This is a genomic window from Pseudomonas sp. EA_65y_Pfl2_P78 (genome assembly GCF_963970495.1).
GTDB classification, from domain to species: domain Bacteria; phylum Pseudomonadota; class Gammaproteobacteria; order Pseudomonadales; family Pseudomonadaceae; genus Aquipseudomonas; species Aquipseudomonas baetica_A.
The window spans coordinates 98,382-116,725 of sequence record NZ_CAXAON010000002.1 but is presented as its reverse complement, the minus strand read 5'-3'; the positions used below and the strand labels follow the sequence as shown (position 1 = coordinate 116,725).

The window sequence follows — 18,344 nt, the reverse complement described above, 5'->3', positions numbered from 1 at the left end:
CTTACTCCCTGGACACGTTCACGTCGTTAGGTGAAAAGCCCGGATGGTTCATCGCATTGCTCTGAGTCACTTGAGTCACCCGGGTAGCATCGGCAAATTGCTTGTAGGCCACGACCAGCGCCGGCAGGCTTTCCTGGAACGATTTACTGATCTGTCGCACACCGGATGACGCCACAGCCTTGAGATGCGCGATCAGCGCTTCCTTCACATCATTGATTGCCTGGTGATGCTTGGGGTCGGCCTTGTCCAGCATCGGATCAATGGCCGCCCCGATTGCCTTCTGCAGCGCTTTCATCTCATCGGTCACCGGTACTTCCTGACGGGTCACCGGTTGATCCGCCTGCTGAGCCACCGACGGTGTCGATGACAATTTCACCGCAGGGGTCGCTATCGGCATCGACGCCACCCATTGCGCCACTTTCACCAGCAGGGTGTCCTGCACCAGATCGGCCATGGCTTGCGCCGCCGCGTTGGTGTCCTTGCCGGTGGTGATCTTCGGCGCATCAGCCTTGCGGATGGCTTCGAGTTGTTGGGACACGTCGGCAATCACGCCACGGTAGCCTTCCTTCGCGAATGCCTTGAGTTCTTTGATATCACCAAGCAAGCCCTTGAACTCGGTCGCCACTTCCTTGGGCAATTCCTTGACCGCTTTGACCAGTTCGGTGATCTGCCGGTATTGCTCGATCAGCGGTTTGAGCTGTTCCTTGATCACCTCGTACACCCCGGTGAGGCTGTTGCGCAGATTCGCGATGCCGATCCGCGCAGCCTTGATCAGAGTCATGGCCTGTTCGAAACGCGCCACTGCCGAACCCAACAGTGTGTCGGCTTTGGCCAGCAGCACTTTCTGGGTGCTGACGGTGGCGGTCGGAAAAGGCAGCGGTTTATCGGGGTAAAACTTCAACGCGAAAGTCACCAACCCGCCGTCCTGGCGGGTGTGGGTCATGTCGCATTCGCCGACCTTGACTTGCAGGCGGCCGAGCCACGGGTGCACCAGCTCACCGCTGCCCGCCTCCAGCGCCTTGAGCAGCTTGTCACGCTGCTCAAGGCAGTCAGGGCCGATGATGAACGCCGTCAGATCGTGGGTCTTTGCCTGCTGACCAAGGTCCTCGAAAAACGGCAGGTCACGCTGCGGATACTCATGCAACTGACCTTTGCGACCGACCGGGGTTTTCGCCTGATCGATCCAGAACCCGACACCGCGAAACGATGCCGGCAACAAACGGTCACGCCAGTTCATTGGAACCTCCTGCCGACAGCGAGCGATAGCCAATGCGCGAAGACAGCGCCAGGCCCGGTTGATTGGTTTGCGGTTGATCGGTGCGCAGCCCCGCCGGCGCATTTTCGAAGCGCACGGTCAGGCCGCCTTCGAGTTGCGTACGGTTGTTGGCGGCGCTTTGCTGGATCAGGGCGCTGGAGGTTTGTGGCAGCGAACCGCCCTGCAACACACCGTTGGACGACGTTTGAGGGCTTGCGCCAAAGAACGCCGGCGCCAGTTCCCCCTTGCCTTCTGCATTGGTCTGCTGTTGCGCCTGAGTCAAGGTTTCGACCTTGCCGGTGACCTTGGCGATCAACCCGGCGAAACCACCGTCGAACAACTCCTTGATCGGCGCAATGACGGTTTGCAGCTTTTGCCACAACTCGCCGAACCACTCGGTGATCGGCCCCCAGTTCTTGATGATCTGCCCCAACGGCGTCCATTCGAACATGTTGTGCAGAAACTCCAGTACCGGCGCAGCCAGCGCCTGCACCACACCCCACAGCGCCGAAAATACTTCGCTGATCGGCTGCCAGTACGTCGCAATTTGTTCCAGCGGCGACCACTCGAACAGGCTCTGGAAGAAGCTTTTGATCTGCTGAGCCGAAGTTTGCAATGCGGCCCAGACCGGTTCGAAGAAGGCCACGATACTGCCCCAGTTGTTGACGATCATCCCCAGAGGGGAATAGTCGAACAACGTGCCGAAGAAGTCCTTGATGGCTTGTGCCGCCGGTTGCAGCGCCGTCCAGATCGAGGCAAAGAACCCGGTGATCGCCCCCCAGTTGTTGATGATCATCCCCAACGGTGTCCAGTCGAACAGCCCCTTGAGGAGCGCCATCACCGGCACACTCAAGGCCTTGAGCAATTCCCAGATCGCCGAAAACAGACCGGTCAGCGGCGCCCAGTTTTCCAGGATCATGCCGGCGGGCGTCCACGAGAACACCGATTTGAAAAAGTCGATCACCGGCGCGGTGACGGTTTTGACCTTGTCCCAGATGCCCGAGAAGAATCCCGCAATCGGGGACCACAGCGCCGCCAGTGCATCCAGCGGTCGCCAGTCAAGGATCGAGCGCAACGTCGCCATCGCACTCACACCGATGTTTTTCACGCCCTCCCACATGCCCTTGAAAAAAGCGCTGATCGGCGTCCAGTTGGCATAAATCAAACCGGCCGCCAACGCGATGCCCATCGCGATCAACATGATCGGATTGGTCTTGAGCACCATGCTCATGACGTCCATGACCTGGGTCATACCGGTGACGGCGGTTTGCATGGCAGAGAAGGCAATCGCCCCCGCCGCCAGGCCTTCGACCAGTTTCGGGTTGTCGGCGAGCAGGCTGCTGACCTGGTTCAGCATCGGTTCCAGCCCGACCACCAACGCCCCCACTGCCGGCACCAGTGCCGCATCCACGGCAGCCGAGACCTTCTCCATCGCCGCACTGAACACGTTCATGTTCTGCGCAGCCACTTTCGGTGCGGCGGGCAGGTCGACGGTTTTCGCCGCCTCGCTGACTTCGGTCAATTTGCCCTGAAACGCCGCCGCCGACTTGATGCCGTCCACGAACGGCGTGATCACGCTGCCGCCCTTGAACAGCCCGCTGATGTCCAGTTTGCCGAGGCCGGTCTGTTCGAGGTTTTTCTTGAAGCTATCGACTTTCACTCGCAGGGCGCCGAGTTTGGGCGACAACTCATCGATGCCGGTAATCAGCACCGATGTTTTGGGGTTGCTATCTGTGTCTGCCATCACTGCACCTGCTGCATCGCGTTGATCCGTTGCGCGTGCTCCAGCGATTCGCGGAGCACATCCAGTGGCCTGGCCATCATCTGTTCGGGGTCAACCTTCCAGAACCAGGCCAGGTCATAGGCGACGGCGATCAGGTCGGTGATGGCGCCGACGCCGCACTCATGAAAAAACTCGCAACGGCCCAACTCAGCGCGTTGAGGTCAGCCAGATCCAACTGGTTGACCGACGACGGCGGAATGCCGGCGCACACGGCGATGTATTTGGCCGCGACGTCCATGTCGAGGCTGACCTCTTCGCTCTTGTCGATCTTGTACGGCAGCGCCTTGATCGCTCGCACTTCCTGCACCGTCGGACGGCGCAGGACGAGTTCGGTCAGGGGCTCGCCGTGAGCTTCGATCGCAACTTGAAGCTTCACGGCGCCGCTCATTGCCAGGTCCCCTTGATGCCTTCGAATTTCAGTTCGATGGTGGCGTCATCGCCCTTGGAAACGGGTTCTTCGACCAGGTACGCACCCGCCAGCACGTAGACTTTGCCGTTGCTGAATTCGCAGGTGACGGTGATGTCCGTGCCTTCGATCAGCTTCTTCAGCGGGAAGTCGGCGGTGTGCAGCGCGGTCACTTTGAACGACGGCGCGATGTCGGTTTCCTTGTAGAAGCCGGGTACGACGGTTTCGCGTTTGACCGCCATCAGCGGGGCTTCGCAGCCGCCATTGATAGTCAGTTGCGCGCCGTCGACCTTGACGTAGCAGGTGCCTGCAATCAGTTGACCCATGGTGTTACTCCCTTCAATAAAAAAGCCCACGCGAGGTGGGCTGAATGCTTGACGCTAAACGCGGTTATCAAGCCGCGTCGTCGTACTGCAGACGGAATTGGTTGAGCAGTGCGAACACGCGCAGACCGTTGATGTAATCCGGCGGGAACAGCACGTTCACGCGGCTCGGGTCCTGCACGTCACGCTCGACGATCAGGTGCTCGGCGAACAGCTCGGCGTTCTCGACGTGGCCTTCCAGTTCGAGCTTGGCGTACTGGGCAATCAGCTCACCGCGAATGGTGCTCGGGGTAACGATTGGCTGGCCGGCGCCGAAGCGGGTGCCGTCGGAGGCCAGTTTGTGGCGACCGTATTTGCTGGTGATCACGCTTTGCAGACGACGCACGATGAACGCCGACTGGTGCATGGTTTCGCTGTCCAGGTAGGAGTTGTCGGCCTGGCCGTAAGCGTTCTTCTGGTACGTGGTGATCGAACGCTGGATGCGCACGTAACCGCCTTCGTAGTAAGCGGTGGCGATGCCGTAGTTGAGCAGCGACTGACGCTCGGTCAGGGTGAAACGCTCGCTCGCCGGCGCCGGATCGACACCCGGCAGGCTGCCGCTCTGGGTCGGACGGCTGGCGTCGGCGGAGATGAACACCGACGTGCGTGCGGCCAGTGCGGCGGCTTGAACCCAAACCGGTTGCGGTACGCCCGGCTCCAGCGCCTGAATGGTCATGTGCTGGTCGTTGCGGGCCTGGCCTGCGGCGACCAGCGTGCCAACGGTGCCGCGCTTGGCGCTGTAGACGTGACCGAACAGTTGCTTGGCCCAAGACCAGCGACCGGTGCTGTCATCCATGACCGCTTGCCAGGTGTTGAGGGTCGACAGATCCGACCACGGCAGCGCGATGAATTCGAACGGCTCATCGCCCAGCGCCGCGACCGCAGCGACCTGATCCGGTACACCGACGCCGCCGGTCATGGCGGTAATCGCGGTGGTCAGGCCAGCCGGGGTTTCTTCGCCGTTGCTCTTGCCCAGGCGATTGAATTGCAGGCTGATGTCGTTGCCGCTGTCGCCAGTCCATTTCGCGGACAGGGTCACTACACCTTCAACAGCCGCAGCGCTGACCGGCAGATCGGCGGTGGCATTGATTTTCTGCGCCAGCGCAGTGGCCGCTTGTGCCGCCGTGGCACCGTTGACCACGGTGGCTTGCACACGCACACCACCGACGTACAGGTTGAGCACGCCAGCCTGAGTCGCGGTGCCGGTCAGGGTCAACACACCTTTGGCGATAGCGCCTTCAACGTTGTGCAGTGGCAGGCACCAGATCTCGCCGATCGGGTCAGCCTTGCGGAAGGTCTCGTACATCGAGGCGAGCATCGAACCTTGGCCGCCGATGCTTTTCGCCAGCGCGACGCTGGAGACCAAAACCAGTTTGCCGACTTCGGTCGGCGCGATGTTGTCATTGACCTGGGCCACGATCAGACGGCGCATGGCCGAGGTCGCGCTATTGGCGGCCGAGTTGTCCATTTCGGCATAGAACAGCGGTACACGAATGTCCGCGGGGATGTTGCTGAATCCGATCGCCATTATTTGGCTCCCTGTGGTTTAGCCGCTTTTGCGGTTTTGAGTGTGATATCGCCGTCGGTCAGACGTCGGCGCCACCAGGCGCTGTCCAGCACTTCACGGCCTTCAAGAGGCAGCAGATCGCCCGCCTCCGGGTCTGGCACGGCACGGCCAGCGGCCGGCACTACGGTGATGCGATTGCTCATGGGGTTACGTCTCCAGAGAAAGTCAGTTCCACGCGCCCATCGGGGCCCGGGCGTTTCAGGTTGGGATCAGCGGGGTCGATCGCATCGACCCGCACGGTGGCCCCGGTAAAGGACGACAAACCGTCCAGTTCACGTTCGTGCCAACTTTCCGCAGGCTGACTTGGCAGATTGCGGCCAAGCTGGAACTCGGCAAAAAAGCGCAGCCGGTAAAAGACGCGGCTGCTGTTGATCGACACCATCTCGCCGCCGTCATAAACGATGGCGCTGTAGTCTTTTTCCGGCTTGAACCCCACCAATGCGCGCCACAGTTCGGCACGCAGGTCGTGCAACAGATCCAGCGCTTTTGTAGCGTCGCTGGCGTCAAGCACCAGAACGATGTCGAAGCGGTCGCGGATCGGTTGGGTGGTGAGGTTTTGGGCGGTGCTGTTACTGGCCAGATCGGCCAGCGGTGTGACGTGGGCCGAAGGTGTCGGCAGATCGGCGTTGCCTTGCAGCAAGGCCAGATCCACGCCCACCGCAATGTGATTGGCAAGGCCAGGGCATTGCGCACGCAACTGCGTGAGGATCGGGGTGATCTTCATGGTGGTGTTCCAGAATGAAGGGAATTACCGCAGGCCCCCATGTGGGAGCGGGCTTGCTCGCGAAGGGGACGGCGCATTCAACATCGATGGCGACTGACACAACGCTTTCGCGAGCAGCCCGCTCCCACTTTGAGTTTGTGCGGGGATCAGGTCTTGGCGTCGAGGCCGCTTGCCTCGATCAAGCAGCGATAGCTTTCCTCGCGCTTGCCGCTGGCGGTGACCTTTTTGATCGACCAGCGACCGCGCATGAAGTCCGGCCAGGTGTCATCGAGCACCAACAGGCCTTCGGCGGCCAGCAGCGGATCGCCTGGGCAGGTAACCTTCAGCTTGTATTTCTCGCGCAGCATCTTGCGCACTTCGGCTTCGCCGATGGCTTTGGCTTCTTCTTCACTGGCCTGTTTCTGGCGAATGACCTTGTAGGGCTCGGAACCGGTTATCACCTCGCGCAGTTTGCCGGCGGCGATGTCCCAGAAGCAGGTCTTGCAACCCTGATTCTGAGTACGGGCCGTCTCTTCCAGTGTGGCGCTGATGAAGGCGTGATCCCCCGGTCGATTGTTGCTGGTCACCGACAGCCTGACGTCAGGTATCACCTGGCCCGAGAGGTTTTTGAGCTGCGCCGGTTTCGCCAGCACGTAGAGGTCGTTGAACGGTTTGGCCACCGCGTCGTACTTCTTTGCCAGTCGTGTGATAAAGCTCATATCGGTTTCGTTCGACTGATCAACATGAGCAATCCGGATCAGCGCCAGCTCTGGATCGACGCGCGGCGAAAAACCGTGCGGCGAGACCAGTTCGCGAAACAGTCCGCCCAGGGTTGTCGGGCCATGACTGGCTGTGCGCCGTTCCTTGAATCGGGTCTCATCCTTGCCGCTGAAAGGCGCTGCGGTAGCCACCAGTGTCAAGCGTAACGGGAACAGCGTCGGGGTCAGTCGAGTCACCTTGAACTGGCCCTTTTCGACCAGCCCGGACTCCAGATAGCCAACCCGCAGGCCGATTTTTCCGCCCAGGGTCGGCAAGCCTTCAAGGCCTTCCAGGTCGATCACCAGTGTCAGCTGATCGGACTCCATCCCGGCGGCATCAATGTGTTCCCAACTGATCAGGCGCTGGTTCAGCAGGGCATGGTTGGCCCCGTAGATTTCGATCGCCGGTGTAAATCCCTGTGCCATGCAACCTCCTTAGTCCCACGCCAAAACCGGCTTGATCGCGGCCGGTCTGCTGTCGAGTTCCGGCAAGGTCACCCAGACACCGGCCGGCAGGACCGGGCCGTGTTCGGCCAGGGTCGGGTTGAGTTTCCACAGGGCTTCTTCGGCGGCGTCATCGCTGCGACCGGTCTCGCGGTAGAGCAGCAGATTCACCGAATCACCGGCCACGCTTCGGACCTTACGCATTGTTGAACTCCGCTAATTCGAGTACCCACTTGATTACCATCGCGGTGCCGTCATCGATGACCTCACTCTGGTTTTCCTGAACGCTGGTGATCCGCCACAAACCCCAGTTGCGACCGATGCCGTCGATCAACGGCAGCGGTGCTCTCAAGGCTTGCAGCGCACGCAGCTCATCGAGCCGTTCCATGGCCACGGCGTACATCGCGGTGCCGCCGATGGTCAGGGTTTCCGGTTTTTGCCCGGTCTGATGGGACTTGGGTTTACTGGTGAGTATCGGCAGTTCAGTCCAGCCACCGTCGGATTTGCGCGCCAGCGTGCTGTAGGCGAAATTGCGCGAGAGGCCGAAGATGAAACTGCCCAGGGCCATTTGTTGTTTCATCAGACGACTCCATCGGTGAGGGCTGCGTCACGGCGGGTGGCGAGGGGGTTGGTGTTCATCGTCGGAATGAACTGACTGTTGAAGTGGTTTTGCATGACCTGCGAGATCATCGCGCCAACCTTCTCGGAACTGGCCACTTCGCTGCCGCTGATCTGTATCGACGGTGCATAGGTGATTTGCTGGTTTTGGGTCTGCGCGCTCGATAGATCTTTGGCAACCTGCGCTGGTGGGGCAAGTTTGTCCTCGGGAGGCGTCGCCAGTTTTTCACCCAGATAGGATCCGAGCATTCCGCCCAATGTCCCACCAATGAAAGTACCGATACCCGGCGCAATGAACGTACCTATGGTGGCACCAATGGCGGTCCCGGCCAGTTCGCCGGCGGCGCCTTTTACCGCTTTTTCATCGCCCTCTCGCCAGCCTTTCAGTCCCGAGTACGCAGCATGCGCAATGGCCAGTGGCGCACCGACCTTGACGAAGGGCAATGCTTTAGCAACCGACGGCATGACCTTGGCGCCCAGACTTTCAGCGAGAGGCGCAAGTTTGGCGACCGGCCCTTTGAGCCGTGAGCTCAGCTTGCTGCCAGCGATGTCATCTGCCCAGAGTTTGACCCCGATCTTCACTTGATCAAAAAGCGGCGCGACTTTGGCCGTCATACCTGCCAAACGACCGCCCCCAGTGACGCGTGGGACTGTTGCGCGAGCCGGTGCTCTGGAAAGCGAACGCCGACCAGGCCCACGTCCAGAGCGTTTCTTTTTCCGACGCCCATTACCATCGTCGTCACCGGTAATCGCGTCGGCGATATCCGCCGGCAATCGCGTGGATGCCAGGCGTAGCAGCTTCTTGGCAACCAGGTCGAGCACCGACGCCACGCCCAACTTCAACGCGCCGCCCACAAACGGTAAAGCTGCAGCGCCAAGCAGAACCAGACCGGCAGTGAGGGCCGGAAGCGCTTCTGCTGCGGCGCTCACACCCTTGACCAACGTCGTGAGAACCACCGCGGCGCCATCGGTTAAAGGAGCCAGGGCATTGCCGAACGCTGCAGAAAACCGATCGAGGCTCGCATCCAGCGCATTCCAACGCGCTTGCGATGTATTCGATTGCGCCAGGGAGGCCTGATTGAGCGCGCCCCCTTCTTCACCACGAGCCGAACTTGCGTAGCTTTGTTTGTCTGCAACCAGTGAAAAAGCGCGTTGCACTTCACCGGTGTTCTCCAACAATTGAATAATCGGCCGGTCAACTGTGAAAAGCGCCTTTGACAAACTCAATTGTTTATCAGGGTTTTGCTTTTTAAGTGCCTCAAGCACTTGCTGGATTGCGTCAGGGGCATCAGCCTTCATCTTGGCAGCCAAGGTTTCAGGATTGAATCCCAACTGCACCATCGCCGCCTGCTGGGAAGGCGTGGCCTTATCCCCCAAGGCCAGGGTCGTGATGATTTTTTCGAACGCCACTCCGGCATCCGCCCTATTGACGCCGGCATTGAGCAACGCCGCGGAAAACGCTGCCGATTCCTCGACCGACAATCCGGCCCGTTTTCCCGACGCACCGTAACTGCCGAGAATCGCGCCGATGTCAGCCATCGGAGCACTCAGGCTACCGCCGAGCACAGTGACGGCGTCGGCCAAATCGAGCGTTTCTGGCCGTTCAAGGCTCATCGAGGTACGCCAACCGATCAACATATCGGCGGTGTCCAGTGCCTTCATTCCAAACGCTGTCGCGGTGACGCCTGTATCTAGGGTGAAGTCCACCAGGTTTTTTCGCCCGGCAGCCGGATCAACGTTGCCCTTGTCATCGACTGGACGCCCCACCCCGGCCCTGGCGGCGGCGAGCTTGACGTCGATCAGATCAAGGGCGGTCGTCCCGCCAGCGGCGACTTTTTCTTCAGTGGCCATTTTCTCCAGCATGACCAACTGAGATTGACGCTGATGACTATCAAGCCCTTCAACCCGCCCAAGCTTCACCATCGCAGCGTCGAGTTCGATGGTCGTTTGCAAACGCTTAGGGGGAAGATCGCCAGCATCCGCACTGCGCGGTATTTTTTGCTCACTGCCAGCGGCCGTAGCGCCCAATTGCGCTTGCCGATCATTTATCGCCTGTTGCAACGAGCGCTGCGAGGTCAGCACCTCGTGTATCGATCCCAGCACATCCCTGAGCTGGATCTGTTCGGCTGTCAAATTGCGCAACTCGACGGAGGCATCGACCAGTGCCAGTCTCAGCCCGGCGAACCCACCTTCAAGCCTTGCCGCACCTGCCGGGTCTGCCCCCGCCCCAGACAATGCCGTAGACGTCAGGGTCTCTTGATTGACCTTCGCGAACGTCAACGCATAGTTATCATCTGCCATGCCGCTCTACTCCTGTTTCACGCCAAGGCGAGTGATCGCTATGTCGTAGCGGCGCAACGCCTTTTCGGCGTCCCATTCCAGAATCTCCGCCTCACTTACCGGGTAAATGAGCGGGACGATATCGAGGATTACTTCGATGTCGCGTTCCGAAAGTAGGCCGCCGGCTGGTTTAAAAAATCGTCTATGCGCACCTGCAACTGGGTCCAGTCCGGGACGGTCAAGTGAGCCAGATCGGGGATCATCAGGCCGGCGCAGTGGGCGGTGATGAACTCGGCGCGTTCCTTGGCCGTTTTCAGTTTCTTCATCACTTTGGTGGCGCGCAGCACCGGCATTTCCAGGCTCAGCGACGTCACGGTGCGGCCGGTCACGGCGAGCGGTTGCAGCAGTTGGATTTGATCGGGATCGTCGGACTTTTCCGCGTCTTCAACCTGATCGAGAAAGTACGACGCCGGACGGGTCGACATTTCGTGCACGTACTGGGCGATGCTCACGTAGTCCGGGCGTTTGAGCTGGTCGAGTTCCTTGACCGACAGGCCGGTAGCGAGCAGCGCCAGTTCGAAGAACTGATCGTCTTCATCATCGCCGGCGCGTTCCAGCGCTTCTTTTTGCGCGGCATAGAACAATGGTTTGAGCTGGATCTGTTCGATCTGCGCGCCGTCGTCGCCGGTGATCGGCGACAGCAGGTCATGCTGGGGTGGCATCCACGACATGAATGAATTCCTTGGTGATTCTTGAGGAGGGGTGTTGCTAAACATCGGCCAGTCACACTGGCCCAATGTGGGAGCGGGCTTGCTCGCGAAGGCGGCCTGTCAGATGAATGAGTGTCGACTGTCACACCGCATTCGCGAGCAAGCCCGCTCCCACAGGGTCAGGTGCCGGGCTGGCTTACAGCGTTACGGCATCAGCACCGCACGACGCGCATCACCGAGGATGTCGACGCCGTTGAGCACGAATTTCTGGGTGCGCACGTCGATGTCGATCACCGGAATGCCGTTTTCCAGACGGTTGTAGGTGCGGCAGGAGAAGTCCAGAGTCGTCAGGGCTTTGCCGCCCATTTTGATCGCGTCCTCACCCATGGTTTTGAGCTTGCCGCCGATGGTGTGATAGGTGAACCAGGTGTTGCCGTCCTGATCCTGACCGGCTTCACGCACGTTCAGCAGGATGTCGTCACCCAGTTTCACCCCCATCGCCAGCAACACTTCAGCACCGGTGCCTTGCAGCTTGATCTGAGCATTCAGCGGCTTGGCGCTCTTGGCCATTTCCTCAACGATGAAGCGCCCGCCCGTCATGCTTTCCATGTCGAAATCGATTTTCGGCGGGGTGAATTCCTCAACGGTCGCCGACAGCGGCAGGCCTTGCAGGGTGGCCGCGATGGCCTGTCTTACGCGGTTGGTAAACATTAGAGAACGTCCTCCAGGAACTGCTCGATGATTTCATCGCGGGCGTTGAGTTGATAAACCATGTGTTCGTTCGGCGCGTAGCGGCCGTAGTCGATGACCACGTACCAGGTGCCGTTCTTGTACTTCTCGACGCTGTTGAGTTCCGGGTGCAGATAGACGCTACCGCCAGGAATGGTTTCGTCGGCGACCAAGGTCTGCAGCCAGTCGTTGATGCGCTTGACCTCTTGATCCATGAACGACTTGGTCAGGTTTTTGGCCATGGCTTTCTGGCCGGCCTTGACCAGCTTGCGGCTGATCGCATCTTCGAGGCCGACGTAGCTGATGAACTTGCCGGTGATCGAGCGGTTACCCAGTAGCGAGAAGCCGCCGAGCACGGTGCGGGCGTAGTAGCTCACGCCGTAGCGGTTGAGCAGATCGCCTTCGGTGGAGGTGTCGAGGATGTTGTACTCAACGACGCGGGACACGTCTTCGGCGTAGGTCACCTGGTTGCCCGGGCTCTCCCACTGCTTGACCTTGGCCAGTGCGGCGATCGCCAGGCTGGAAGGCGACAGGAAGACGTTTTTCTTCGCCGCTTTCGAGTACACGGCCGGCATGTTGTGCACCACCAGGCAACGGTCGAAACCGAGATCGGCGCCGCCGAGTTCCTGGCTGTACAGCACCTGATCGGCGACCGAGGCATCCTTGCCATCCAGTACCACACGGGCCTTGATGCGCTTGCCGAACGAGGCGAACTCGCTGGCCACCGCTTTAGTGCCGGTGAAGCCCGGCGCGCCGATGATGGTCAGGTCTTCCGGGACACTGCCCAGTGCGGCCAGACCCAGTTTGCGGCCAGTCGCCGGCTCAACGCCGCCAATCACTGCGTTGACGGTGTCGGCCGGGGTCGCGCCCGCTTCGACGATCACTACGTAAACCGGCACCTTGACCACTTTGAGGATCTGGTAAACCGCGTGGTACAGCGTGCCCTCTTCCGAACCGGTCGGATCGAGCAGCGCATGGGTGGTGAAGCTGTTGATGCGGAACGGGGCGTTACGCGGAATCAGCGGATCGGCCTTCGGCGCAGTGCCGACCAGACCGATGACGTTGTCACCCAGGCCACCCATGGCCTCGGGGGATTCGGTGGCATTGACGGTAATGCCGTTGTGCTCGAAGTTCAAAACCTCAGCCATGTTCAGTCAGCCTTCTTGGCAGCGGCCTTTTTGGCCTGGGTGGTAGGTGTTTTCAGTTCCAGTCGACCGGCGGTGTGCAAAGCACTCGCCTCGACGTCGAGCAGATCAAGGTCTTGACCGACGCTCGACCAGTGCCCACCGCCGGTGGGGAATGGGACGAGCACGGTGTAGGTTTGGCGGGTTGCCATTTTTCGTTTCTCCATAAACGGGAAAGCCCCTCGGGGAGGGGCTTTGGCGGGTGTTGGGTGGTTTGATACGGATAAGAAAACGCCCCGGGGTGCGGGGCGTTTATTGAAGTGCTGGATTAGGTTGGACTGGGGTGGAATCAGGCCAGCCTTCTTTGAGCATTTCGTCTGTGTAGGTGCCAGCTTCAATGGCCCGGAGCAACTCAAGCTCTCGATCGAAGCAAGCCTGGACGCGCGCCCTTACGGCTTTGGCAATGGCGAGAATCTGTTCGGCGCCGATTTCGACGAAACCATCGAGGGTCTTGAAGTTGCAGCGGTACTCGGGATCAAGAATTGCGGCAAGACCAGTACTGGCGATCAGCGCCTGGCTGTCGCGAGATGTTTCGATAGCCATTGATCCCACAACGATACCGAGACCCTCCCGACGATATCTCTCGGATGCAATTAGCTGTGAAGGACTCAGTTGCGGATCAACCGAATATTCCGAAATGTAAGTCAGATAGCGGTGATCCTGCGGTTCGACCACACCCAAATTGGCGTAATCTCCCTCGTCTTGAGGACAGGAGAAAACCGCGACGATTTTCGTTTGCGCCTCATCCGAGAACATGACGTTTATGCGTGATTTATCTTCCACTGGGTTCACCTTCAAAATCTGTAACTATTCGTCGTGATAGCAAAAGCACTAAAGGTTCCGGCGCTGGTCAGGCGATAAAACAGCGTCTGCGGCGACAGCAAAGGAACATCCAGAAATGAACCACCGCCGGCCCCTGAAAAGTTCACAATAAAGGTCTGAAGACCTATGGCAGCAGATGACCCGGCAAGCGCCATGCTGTATCCATTGGCCGACACCGTGCCTTGAAAGTTTCCGGAAACCGACTTGGCATTCAATGGGACAGCAGCAGAGATCGATAACCCTGTGAGCGTCAGAGCCGAGACGGTTGTCGACAACACTTGCGTGCCATAGAACACCTGACGATCAACTTGTTCAGCTACAGCAAATTGAGCACTGGCGTTAGTCGGCAAAATGCTGAGAAGCGCGGAAAACGTATATCCATCAGGAGCAACGCCCGCCAGCAGCTTCGGAGCGATTGCAGCAGTGGCATTGACGGCGATAATGCCGGTGGATTTGGACGCAGGATTGTAAAGCGCATACATCGCAACAAACCCATTGACCGGTGCTGCGCCCGCGTCCATCGCCCCCAGGCCCTTGACCGAAGCCGACAGGTTGATGCTCTGATTGAAGTTGGAGATAACGACCCTTTTCCCATTCACATCTCCCAGAACGATCTCGGAAGCTGTAAACGTCGCAGTCGGAGCAGCAACCGGAATCGAGACCCGAGCGTTTCGAATGTCCCCTGCAATGGGTCCATTCAAAGAAAGTTGTTGCAGCTGTTCAGAGAGCACGGCGATGTCGATGCTTCCCTGATTGATCGGGGCGTTCCAGGCTTTGATGCACCACATGACGGCGAGGTTTCGAGGCCTTGACCGCATGAAGTCCACACCGATATAGGCGGTACCCGGAGTCTGCACTCCATCCATGTTGAGCCCTTGCGAGGCGGCAGTGGCCGTGCCATTAACCGTCACGGACTCGACAACCGCCGGAGTGGTGTCGTACTCAAGCCCAAGAACCCTCACATGTTTGGGGTCATTCAGGTTCGGGATCGGCAGATTGACACCGTCACCATCGCCATAAGTTGCGGTGCCTACTTGCCAGCTACCAATTGCTCGCCCCGTGTCAGCACCACGCCCATGATCCCAACCACGCAGAAATTCACCACGCGACTCTGGCAACCGGAAATTGCCCGCGCCCTCGTTACCTTTGTTGTAGGTGGTGCCGAGAAACGCTGCCAGATCCGGATAAGTCGCAATGCTCTGCACACTGCCATCCAGCTCCAGATAACCGGGTGCAACGATCCCTGTCGGGAATGCCAGAACAGCGCCCACCGGAACGGCGGACTTGAGCCGTTCGACTTCCTTGGCCAGCGCGGCAACATCGATGGTTCCCTGATTGACCGGGGCGTTCCAGGCTTTGATGCACCACATGACGGCGATGTTGCGAGGTCGTGCCTCCGCTCCACCAGAACTATTGAAGCCAGCCGCGAAATTGGTCATTACAGCAGTATTGCCGTTGTCTACCACTACGGCACTCGGATTGCTGCCGGAGGCGTTGGCGAACGCCTGCATGCGTGTGACGGTATGGGCATGCGACTTGTTGTCGTCGGCTTGCCAACTGCCGAGGCCTCGTCCGGCATCCACACCGCGCCCATGATCCCAACCACGCAAGAACTCCCCACGCGCCTCAGGCAAACGGAAATTCCCAACCCCTTCATCACCCTTATTGAACTTGCCGTCCAGATAGGCGCTCAAGTCCGGGTAAGTCGCACTACTCTTGACGCTGTTATCCAGTTCAAGAAACCCCGGCGGTGGCGAGTCAACCGGGAACGCCACAATCGAGCCCACCGGCAACGCCGACGCCTTGGCAATCAGCGCTTCAACTTCAGCCTTGGTGTACGAATCCTTAATGCCAAACCCGGCCAACGTTTCAGGATTCGCACCGGCAGTCGCCCGGCCATATTCATCAACCGTCAGACTTTTGTAAGTCCCGGCCGCAATCCCGGTGCGCCCAGCGAGCATTTTGAACGTCAGCGCGGTGGTGCCGAGAGTGATCGGCGCGTTGGTGGTCAGGTGCCACAGCGAATCTCCGTTCGCCGCGCCCTCCTCCACCATCACCGTCAGACCGGGCGTGACCTTGGCGCTGGTATTGGCATCGGTCGCCCGCACCCAGTCGCCATTGGCGACGATCCACAGGCCGTTATCCTTGGCCAGGGTCTGGTTCGTCAGCAACACGCGGTCGCCAGCAATCACGGCCACGCCGTCGATTTGCTGCGCGCCGTTCAACACAATGTTGTTGGATGCAGCAACACGCACCGATTGCTTGCCATCGAGTTTGCCGAGTTCTTCGGCGAGGTAACTCATGACCCATGCACGAGTCGCCTTCACCACCGTGTCATCAATCAACAACGTCACCAGCGACGCATTGCTGGTCTCGAAAATCGAACGAATGTAGAACTCTTTACCCGAGCCGGAGGTGGCCAGAACCGGTTTGAACGACTCCGGATATTTGACGATGGCGTAAAGAACGCCAGTGTCCGTCCACAGCCCCGCTTCCCGCACATACCAGCCACCGACATCCGGCGGGATGGTCACTTCGGCGAGCAGCCAGCTCGGATTCTTCTCGTCCTGGAACAGCGCATTGAGCGGCCCGCGCCAGACTTCACGTTTCAGCGCCGTGGCGGTCGCGGCCGGGTTGTAGACCGAGCCACCGCCGTCACCGACAGAAATCTGCGTCAACTTGATCGGTACGCCCGCGGCTTTGCACGCCGTTTCGTAGGCAATCCCTGCGTTGGTGAGCAGGGTGTAATAGTCAGCCATTCAGGCCCCCTGAGGATAAATAGTGGATGTTTCGACGGTGTACATACCGGCGGCCATGAATGCCTCTCCCGAGGTTTCGAGCCCTTCGATGAACACCGGATAAACCGTGGTCAGTTCGCCGCAGAAGGTCGCGGCGCCGATGACGTGATTGCCGAAGGCGCTCAGGCCTACAGAGACCGACAGCACATCCCGTTCGCTCTTGGCATCGGCCAGCCGTCGGTCGAGACGGGCGTCGATTTCTTCGCTGTAGGGTTGGTCGCTGAAGGCGCGCACGGTAAAGCTGTAGGGCGCGCCGGGCGGTGTCTGCTCGTACCAAGCGCGAACTTCGGGGCGCAGTTGCAACCCCTTGGCCGCGTTCTCCAGTGCCTTGCGGGTGCCGGCCTGGCGTGCGGTGGGCCAGGCGAGTTCGACGGTCAGGCGCTTTTCCGTTTCCGGTGCGGCAGTGCTCCATTCGGCGACACCGCGATCCGCCGCCAGATACGGCAGAAACGCGACCGGTGTTTCACTCGGATTCATCAGTTCAGGAAACGGCGGCACGATGCGATCAAGCAGTGCGCCGAAGCCCTGATCCAGCCCGCGTTCGAGTGCCGAGCTGTTGGCCGGCAACAAACTCGGGCGTTGTGTTGGCTCACTCATAACGTCAGCACCTCGACCTCGACCGCCGTGCAGTACGGCGCTTGAAACGCAGTGGTCACGATCGGCGCCAGCGGTTCCAGAATCTGCAGTTGCACGGCACCGGCGCTGTGCAGCGTGTAGTCGATCCAGCTCGGATCGACCCGTCCTTCCAAACGATGGCAACTGTCGGCGTAAGCCTGCAGTTGCTGCTGCGCGGCGACTTGGGTCAGGCCCGAATCGGGGCCGGAATTGATCTTGGCAACGACGCGAATTTTGTAGCGCTGAATGTCGGCAGCCTTGACGGTGACGAGGTCAGTTTCCGGTCGCACATCGGGCCGGGCGAAGTGTTGGCGAACGCCTTCAAGCAATGCCTGCGAAGGCGTGCCGTCACCGTTCCGAGCAAGCACGGTGACCTGCACTTCGCCCGGCGCGGTGCGGCGGCCATTGCCATCCTTGACCTGCGCGGGGAGGCCATCCGGGTTGAAGGTGTAAGTGACATTCACCACACCGGCATCGGTGGATTCGACTTTCACCGTCGGCCGTTCGCCGAGGGTGAACACCTCGCGGCGATACTGCATCCGCGAACCCGCCGCCGGTGCATGCGGCGCCAGGTAATAACGCAACCGGGCGTCGTCGTCGCTTTCGTAAATCGCCGGCACTGGCGGGAATGCCGCCGGGTCACCCGGATCGAGCAACTGCCGCTCCAGGCCCATGTCCGCCAGCCGTGCGTCGAGGTTGCTGCCAGTCGCCCACCACGCCAGCATCTGCTTGATGCGGGCGTTGTATTTGCGCTCGTGGGTTTGCAGTCGAACGCAGAAGGCTTCGAGCGCCATCGTCAGCAACTCGCTCTCGTTCTCCAGACTGGTTTTGAGTTTCGCAGCGCTGCCCGGCGCTCGGGCGCTGACGTATTCGACGACGAAGGTCTTGAACTCGGCGAGCAGGTCTTCGAAGGCGTCGACGGCGATCAGCGCGGGTTCGGCCAATTGGTTCTGGCCGGGGATCAACATGCTCATGTCACGACCTCGAATGTCTGTTGACGGTTTTTCCAGGTACCGGCGAAACGCAGCAGCAGACCGGCGCCCTGACGGCTGGCGACGATCACTTGCGGCTGAAAATCATCGATGCCGTTTTGCTTGTTGTAGAACGCCTGTGCTGCGTGGCTCTGAGCCAGAAGCAAAACGTCGTCGCCGAGGTTTTTCCCCAGCAGCGTGGGGATCAGCGAGCCATAAAGGGGCCTTTTTTGCCGGGTGCCCAGCGGTGTGGTCAGGGCCCGGGTCGCGCGCTGCACAAACTGCAGCCAGTCGTCGACCGTGGCCCCGCTGTCTCTATCGATTCCGATCATGGGAAGC

General features: G+C 59.9%; 21 protein-coding genes. 1 reads left to right on the top strand and 20 read right to left on the bottom strand.

The window, feature by feature from the left end; translation table 11 throughout:
- Position 1 precedes the first annotated feature (1 nt).
- The 11 genes from AACY02_RS02355 to AACY02_RS02305 all read right to left on the bottom strand — a co-directional run bounded on the left by AACY02_RS02355 (position 2) and on the right by AACY02_RS02305 (position 9,819).
- Positions 2–1,237 (bottom strand): DNA circularization protein, encoded by a 1,236-nt coding sequence (locus tag AACY02_RS02355; protein WP_339430584.1) that lies wholly within the window; start codon positions 1,235–1,237, stop codon positions 2–4.
- Positions 1,224–2,999, bottom strand: coding sequence for a phage tail protein (locus AACY02_RS02350; RefSeq protein WP_339430583.1), 1,776 nt, complete (start codon positions 2,997–2,999; stop codon positions 1,224–1,226). The genes AACY02_RS02355 and AACY02_RS02350 overlap by 14 nt, the downstream gene beginning before the upstream one ends.
- Before the next feature lie 130 nt (positions 3,000–3,129).
- Entirely contained in the window at positions 3,130–3,426 is a 297-nt protein-coding gene (locus AACY02_RS02345) for a phage tail assembly protein (protein ID WP_007908778.1), read from the bottom strand.
- Positions 3,423–3,770, bottom strand: a complete 348-nt coding sequence (locus AACY02_RS02340) for a phage tail tube protein (protein WP_007908779.1) — start codon at positions 3,768–3,770, stop codon at positions 3,423–3,425. The genes AACY02_RS02345 and AACY02_RS02340 overlap by 4 nt, the downstream gene beginning before the upstream one ends.
- Positions 3,771–3,837: 67 nt before the next feature.
- Entirely contained in the window at positions 3,838–5,334 is a 1,497-nt protein-coding gene (locus tag AACY02_RS02335) for a phage tail sheath subtilisin-like domain-containing protein (RefSeq protein WP_339430582.1), read from the bottom strand.
- A complete protein-coding gene (locus AACY02_RS02330) occupies positions 5,334–5,516 on the bottom strand; it encodes a DUF2635 domain-containing protein (protein ID WP_221732484.1) in 183 nt (60 codons plus the stop codon). The genes AACY02_RS02335 and AACY02_RS02330 overlap by 1 nt, the downstream gene beginning before the upstream one ends.
- Positions 5,513–6,097 carry a phage tail terminator protein gene (locus AACY02_RS02325; RefSeq protein WP_339430581.1) on the bottom strand — a complete coding sequence of 195 codons (585 nt, stop codon included), beginning with the start codon at positions 6,095–6,097 and terminating at the stop codon, positions 5,513–5,515. Before AACY02_RS02325 ends, AACY02_RS02330 begins: the two co-directional genes overlap by 4 nt.
- A 146-nt stretch (positions 6,098–6,243) precedes the next feature.
- Positions 6,244–7,260 carry a phage late control D family protein gene (locus AACY02_RS02320; RefSeq protein ID WP_339430580.1) on the bottom strand — a complete coding sequence of 339 codons (1,017 nt, stop codon included), beginning with the start codon at positions 7,258–7,260 and terminating at the stop codon, positions 6,244–6,246.
- 9 nt (positions 7,261–7,269) lie between these two features.
- Positions 7,270–7,482, bottom strand: a complete 213-nt coding sequence (locus tag AACY02_RS02315) for a tail protein X (RefSeq protein WP_339430579.1) — start codon at positions 7,480–7,482, stop codon at positions 7,270–7,272.
- A complete protein-coding gene (locus AACY02_RS02310) occupies positions 7,475–7,858 on the bottom strand; it encodes a phage tail protein (protein WP_339430578.1) in 384 nt (127 codons plus the stop codon). Before AACY02_RS02310 ends, AACY02_RS02315 begins: the two co-directional genes overlap by 8 nt.
- Positions 7,858–9,819: a phage tail tape measure protein gene (locus AACY02_RS02305; RefSeq protein WP_339430764.1), complete on the bottom strand. Its 1,962-nt coding sequence runs from the start codon at positions 9,817–9,819 to the stop codon at positions 7,858–7,860. Before AACY02_RS02305 ends, AACY02_RS02310 begins: the two co-directional genes overlap by 1 nt.
- Between AACY02_RS02305 and AACY02_RS02300 the strand changes: the two genes are divergently transcribed.
- On the top strand, positions 9,781–10,353 hold the full coding sequence (locus AACY02_RS02300; protein ID WP_339430769.1) for a hypothetical protein: 573 nt from the start codon (positions 9,781–9,783) through the stop codon (positions 10,351–10,353). The genes AACY02_RS02305 and AACY02_RS02300 overlap by 39 nt on opposite strands.
- On the opposite strand, the gene AACY02_RS02295 is transcribed toward AACY02_RS02300, so the two are convergent.
- From AACY02_RS02295 to AACY02_RS02255, 9 genes are all read right to left on the bottom strand, one after another.
- Positions 10,326–10,907: a phage tail assembly protein gene (locus tag AACY02_RS02295; protein ID WP_339430577.1), complete on the bottom strand. Its 582-nt coding sequence runs from the start codon at positions 10,905–10,907 to the stop codon at positions 10,326–10,328. The two genes, AACY02_RS02300 and AACY02_RS02295, sit on opposite strands and share 28 nt — an antisense overlap.
- 183 nt (positions 10,908–11,090) lie before the next feature.
- Complete coding sequence (locus tag AACY02_RS02290) at positions 11,091–11,597, bottom strand: phage major tail tube protein (RefSeq protein WP_160056265.1); 507 nt, start codon at positions 11,595–11,597, stop codon at positions 11,091–11,093.
- On the bottom strand, positions 11,597–12,763 hold the full coding sequence (locus AACY02_RS02285; protein ID WP_150604687.1) for a phage tail protein: 1,167 nt from the start codon (positions 12,761–12,763) through the stop codon (positions 11,597–11,599). Before AACY02_RS02285 ends, AACY02_RS02290 begins: the two co-directional genes overlap by 1 nt.
- A 2-nt stretch (positions 12,764–12,765) precedes the next feature.
- Entirely contained in the window at positions 12,766–12,951 is a 186-nt protein-coding gene (locus tag AACY02_RS02280) for a hypothetical protein (protein WP_003222199.1), read from the bottom strand.
- Positions 12,952–13,051: 100 nt separating this feature from the next.
- Positions 13,052–13,582, bottom strand: coding sequence for a DUF4376 domain-containing protein (locus AACY02_RS02275; protein WP_339430576.1), 531 nt, complete (start codon positions 13,580–13,582; stop codon positions 13,052–13,054).
- A gap of 11 nt (positions 13,583–13,593) precedes the next feature.
- On the bottom strand, positions 13,594–16,380 hold the full coding sequence (locus AACY02_RS02270; RefSeq protein WP_339430575.1) for a phage tail-collar fiber domain-containing protein: 2,787 nt from the start codon (positions 16,378–16,380) through the stop codon (positions 13,594–13,596).
- Positions 16,381–17,016 carry a phage tail protein I gene (locus tag AACY02_RS02265; RefSeq protein WP_339430574.1) on the bottom strand — a complete coding sequence of 212 codons (636 nt, stop codon included), beginning with the start codon at positions 17,014–17,016 and terminating at the stop codon, positions 16,381–16,383.
- The gene (locus AACY02_RS02260) at positions 17,013–18,008 is read right to left on the bottom strand and encodes a baseplate J/gp47 family protein (protein ID WP_339430573.1); all 996 of its coding nucleotides are present in this window, start codon (positions 18,006–18,008) and stop codon (positions 17,013–17,015) included. Before AACY02_RS02260 ends, AACY02_RS02265 begins: the two co-directional genes overlap by 4 nt.
- Entirely contained in the window at positions 18,005–18,337 is a 333-nt protein-coding gene (locus AACY02_RS02255; RefSeq protein ID WP_339430572.1) for a phage baseplate protein, read from the bottom strand. The genes AACY02_RS02260 and AACY02_RS02255 overlap by 4 nt, the downstream gene beginning before the upstream one ends.
- Positions 18,338–18,344: the final 7 nt, after the last annotated feature.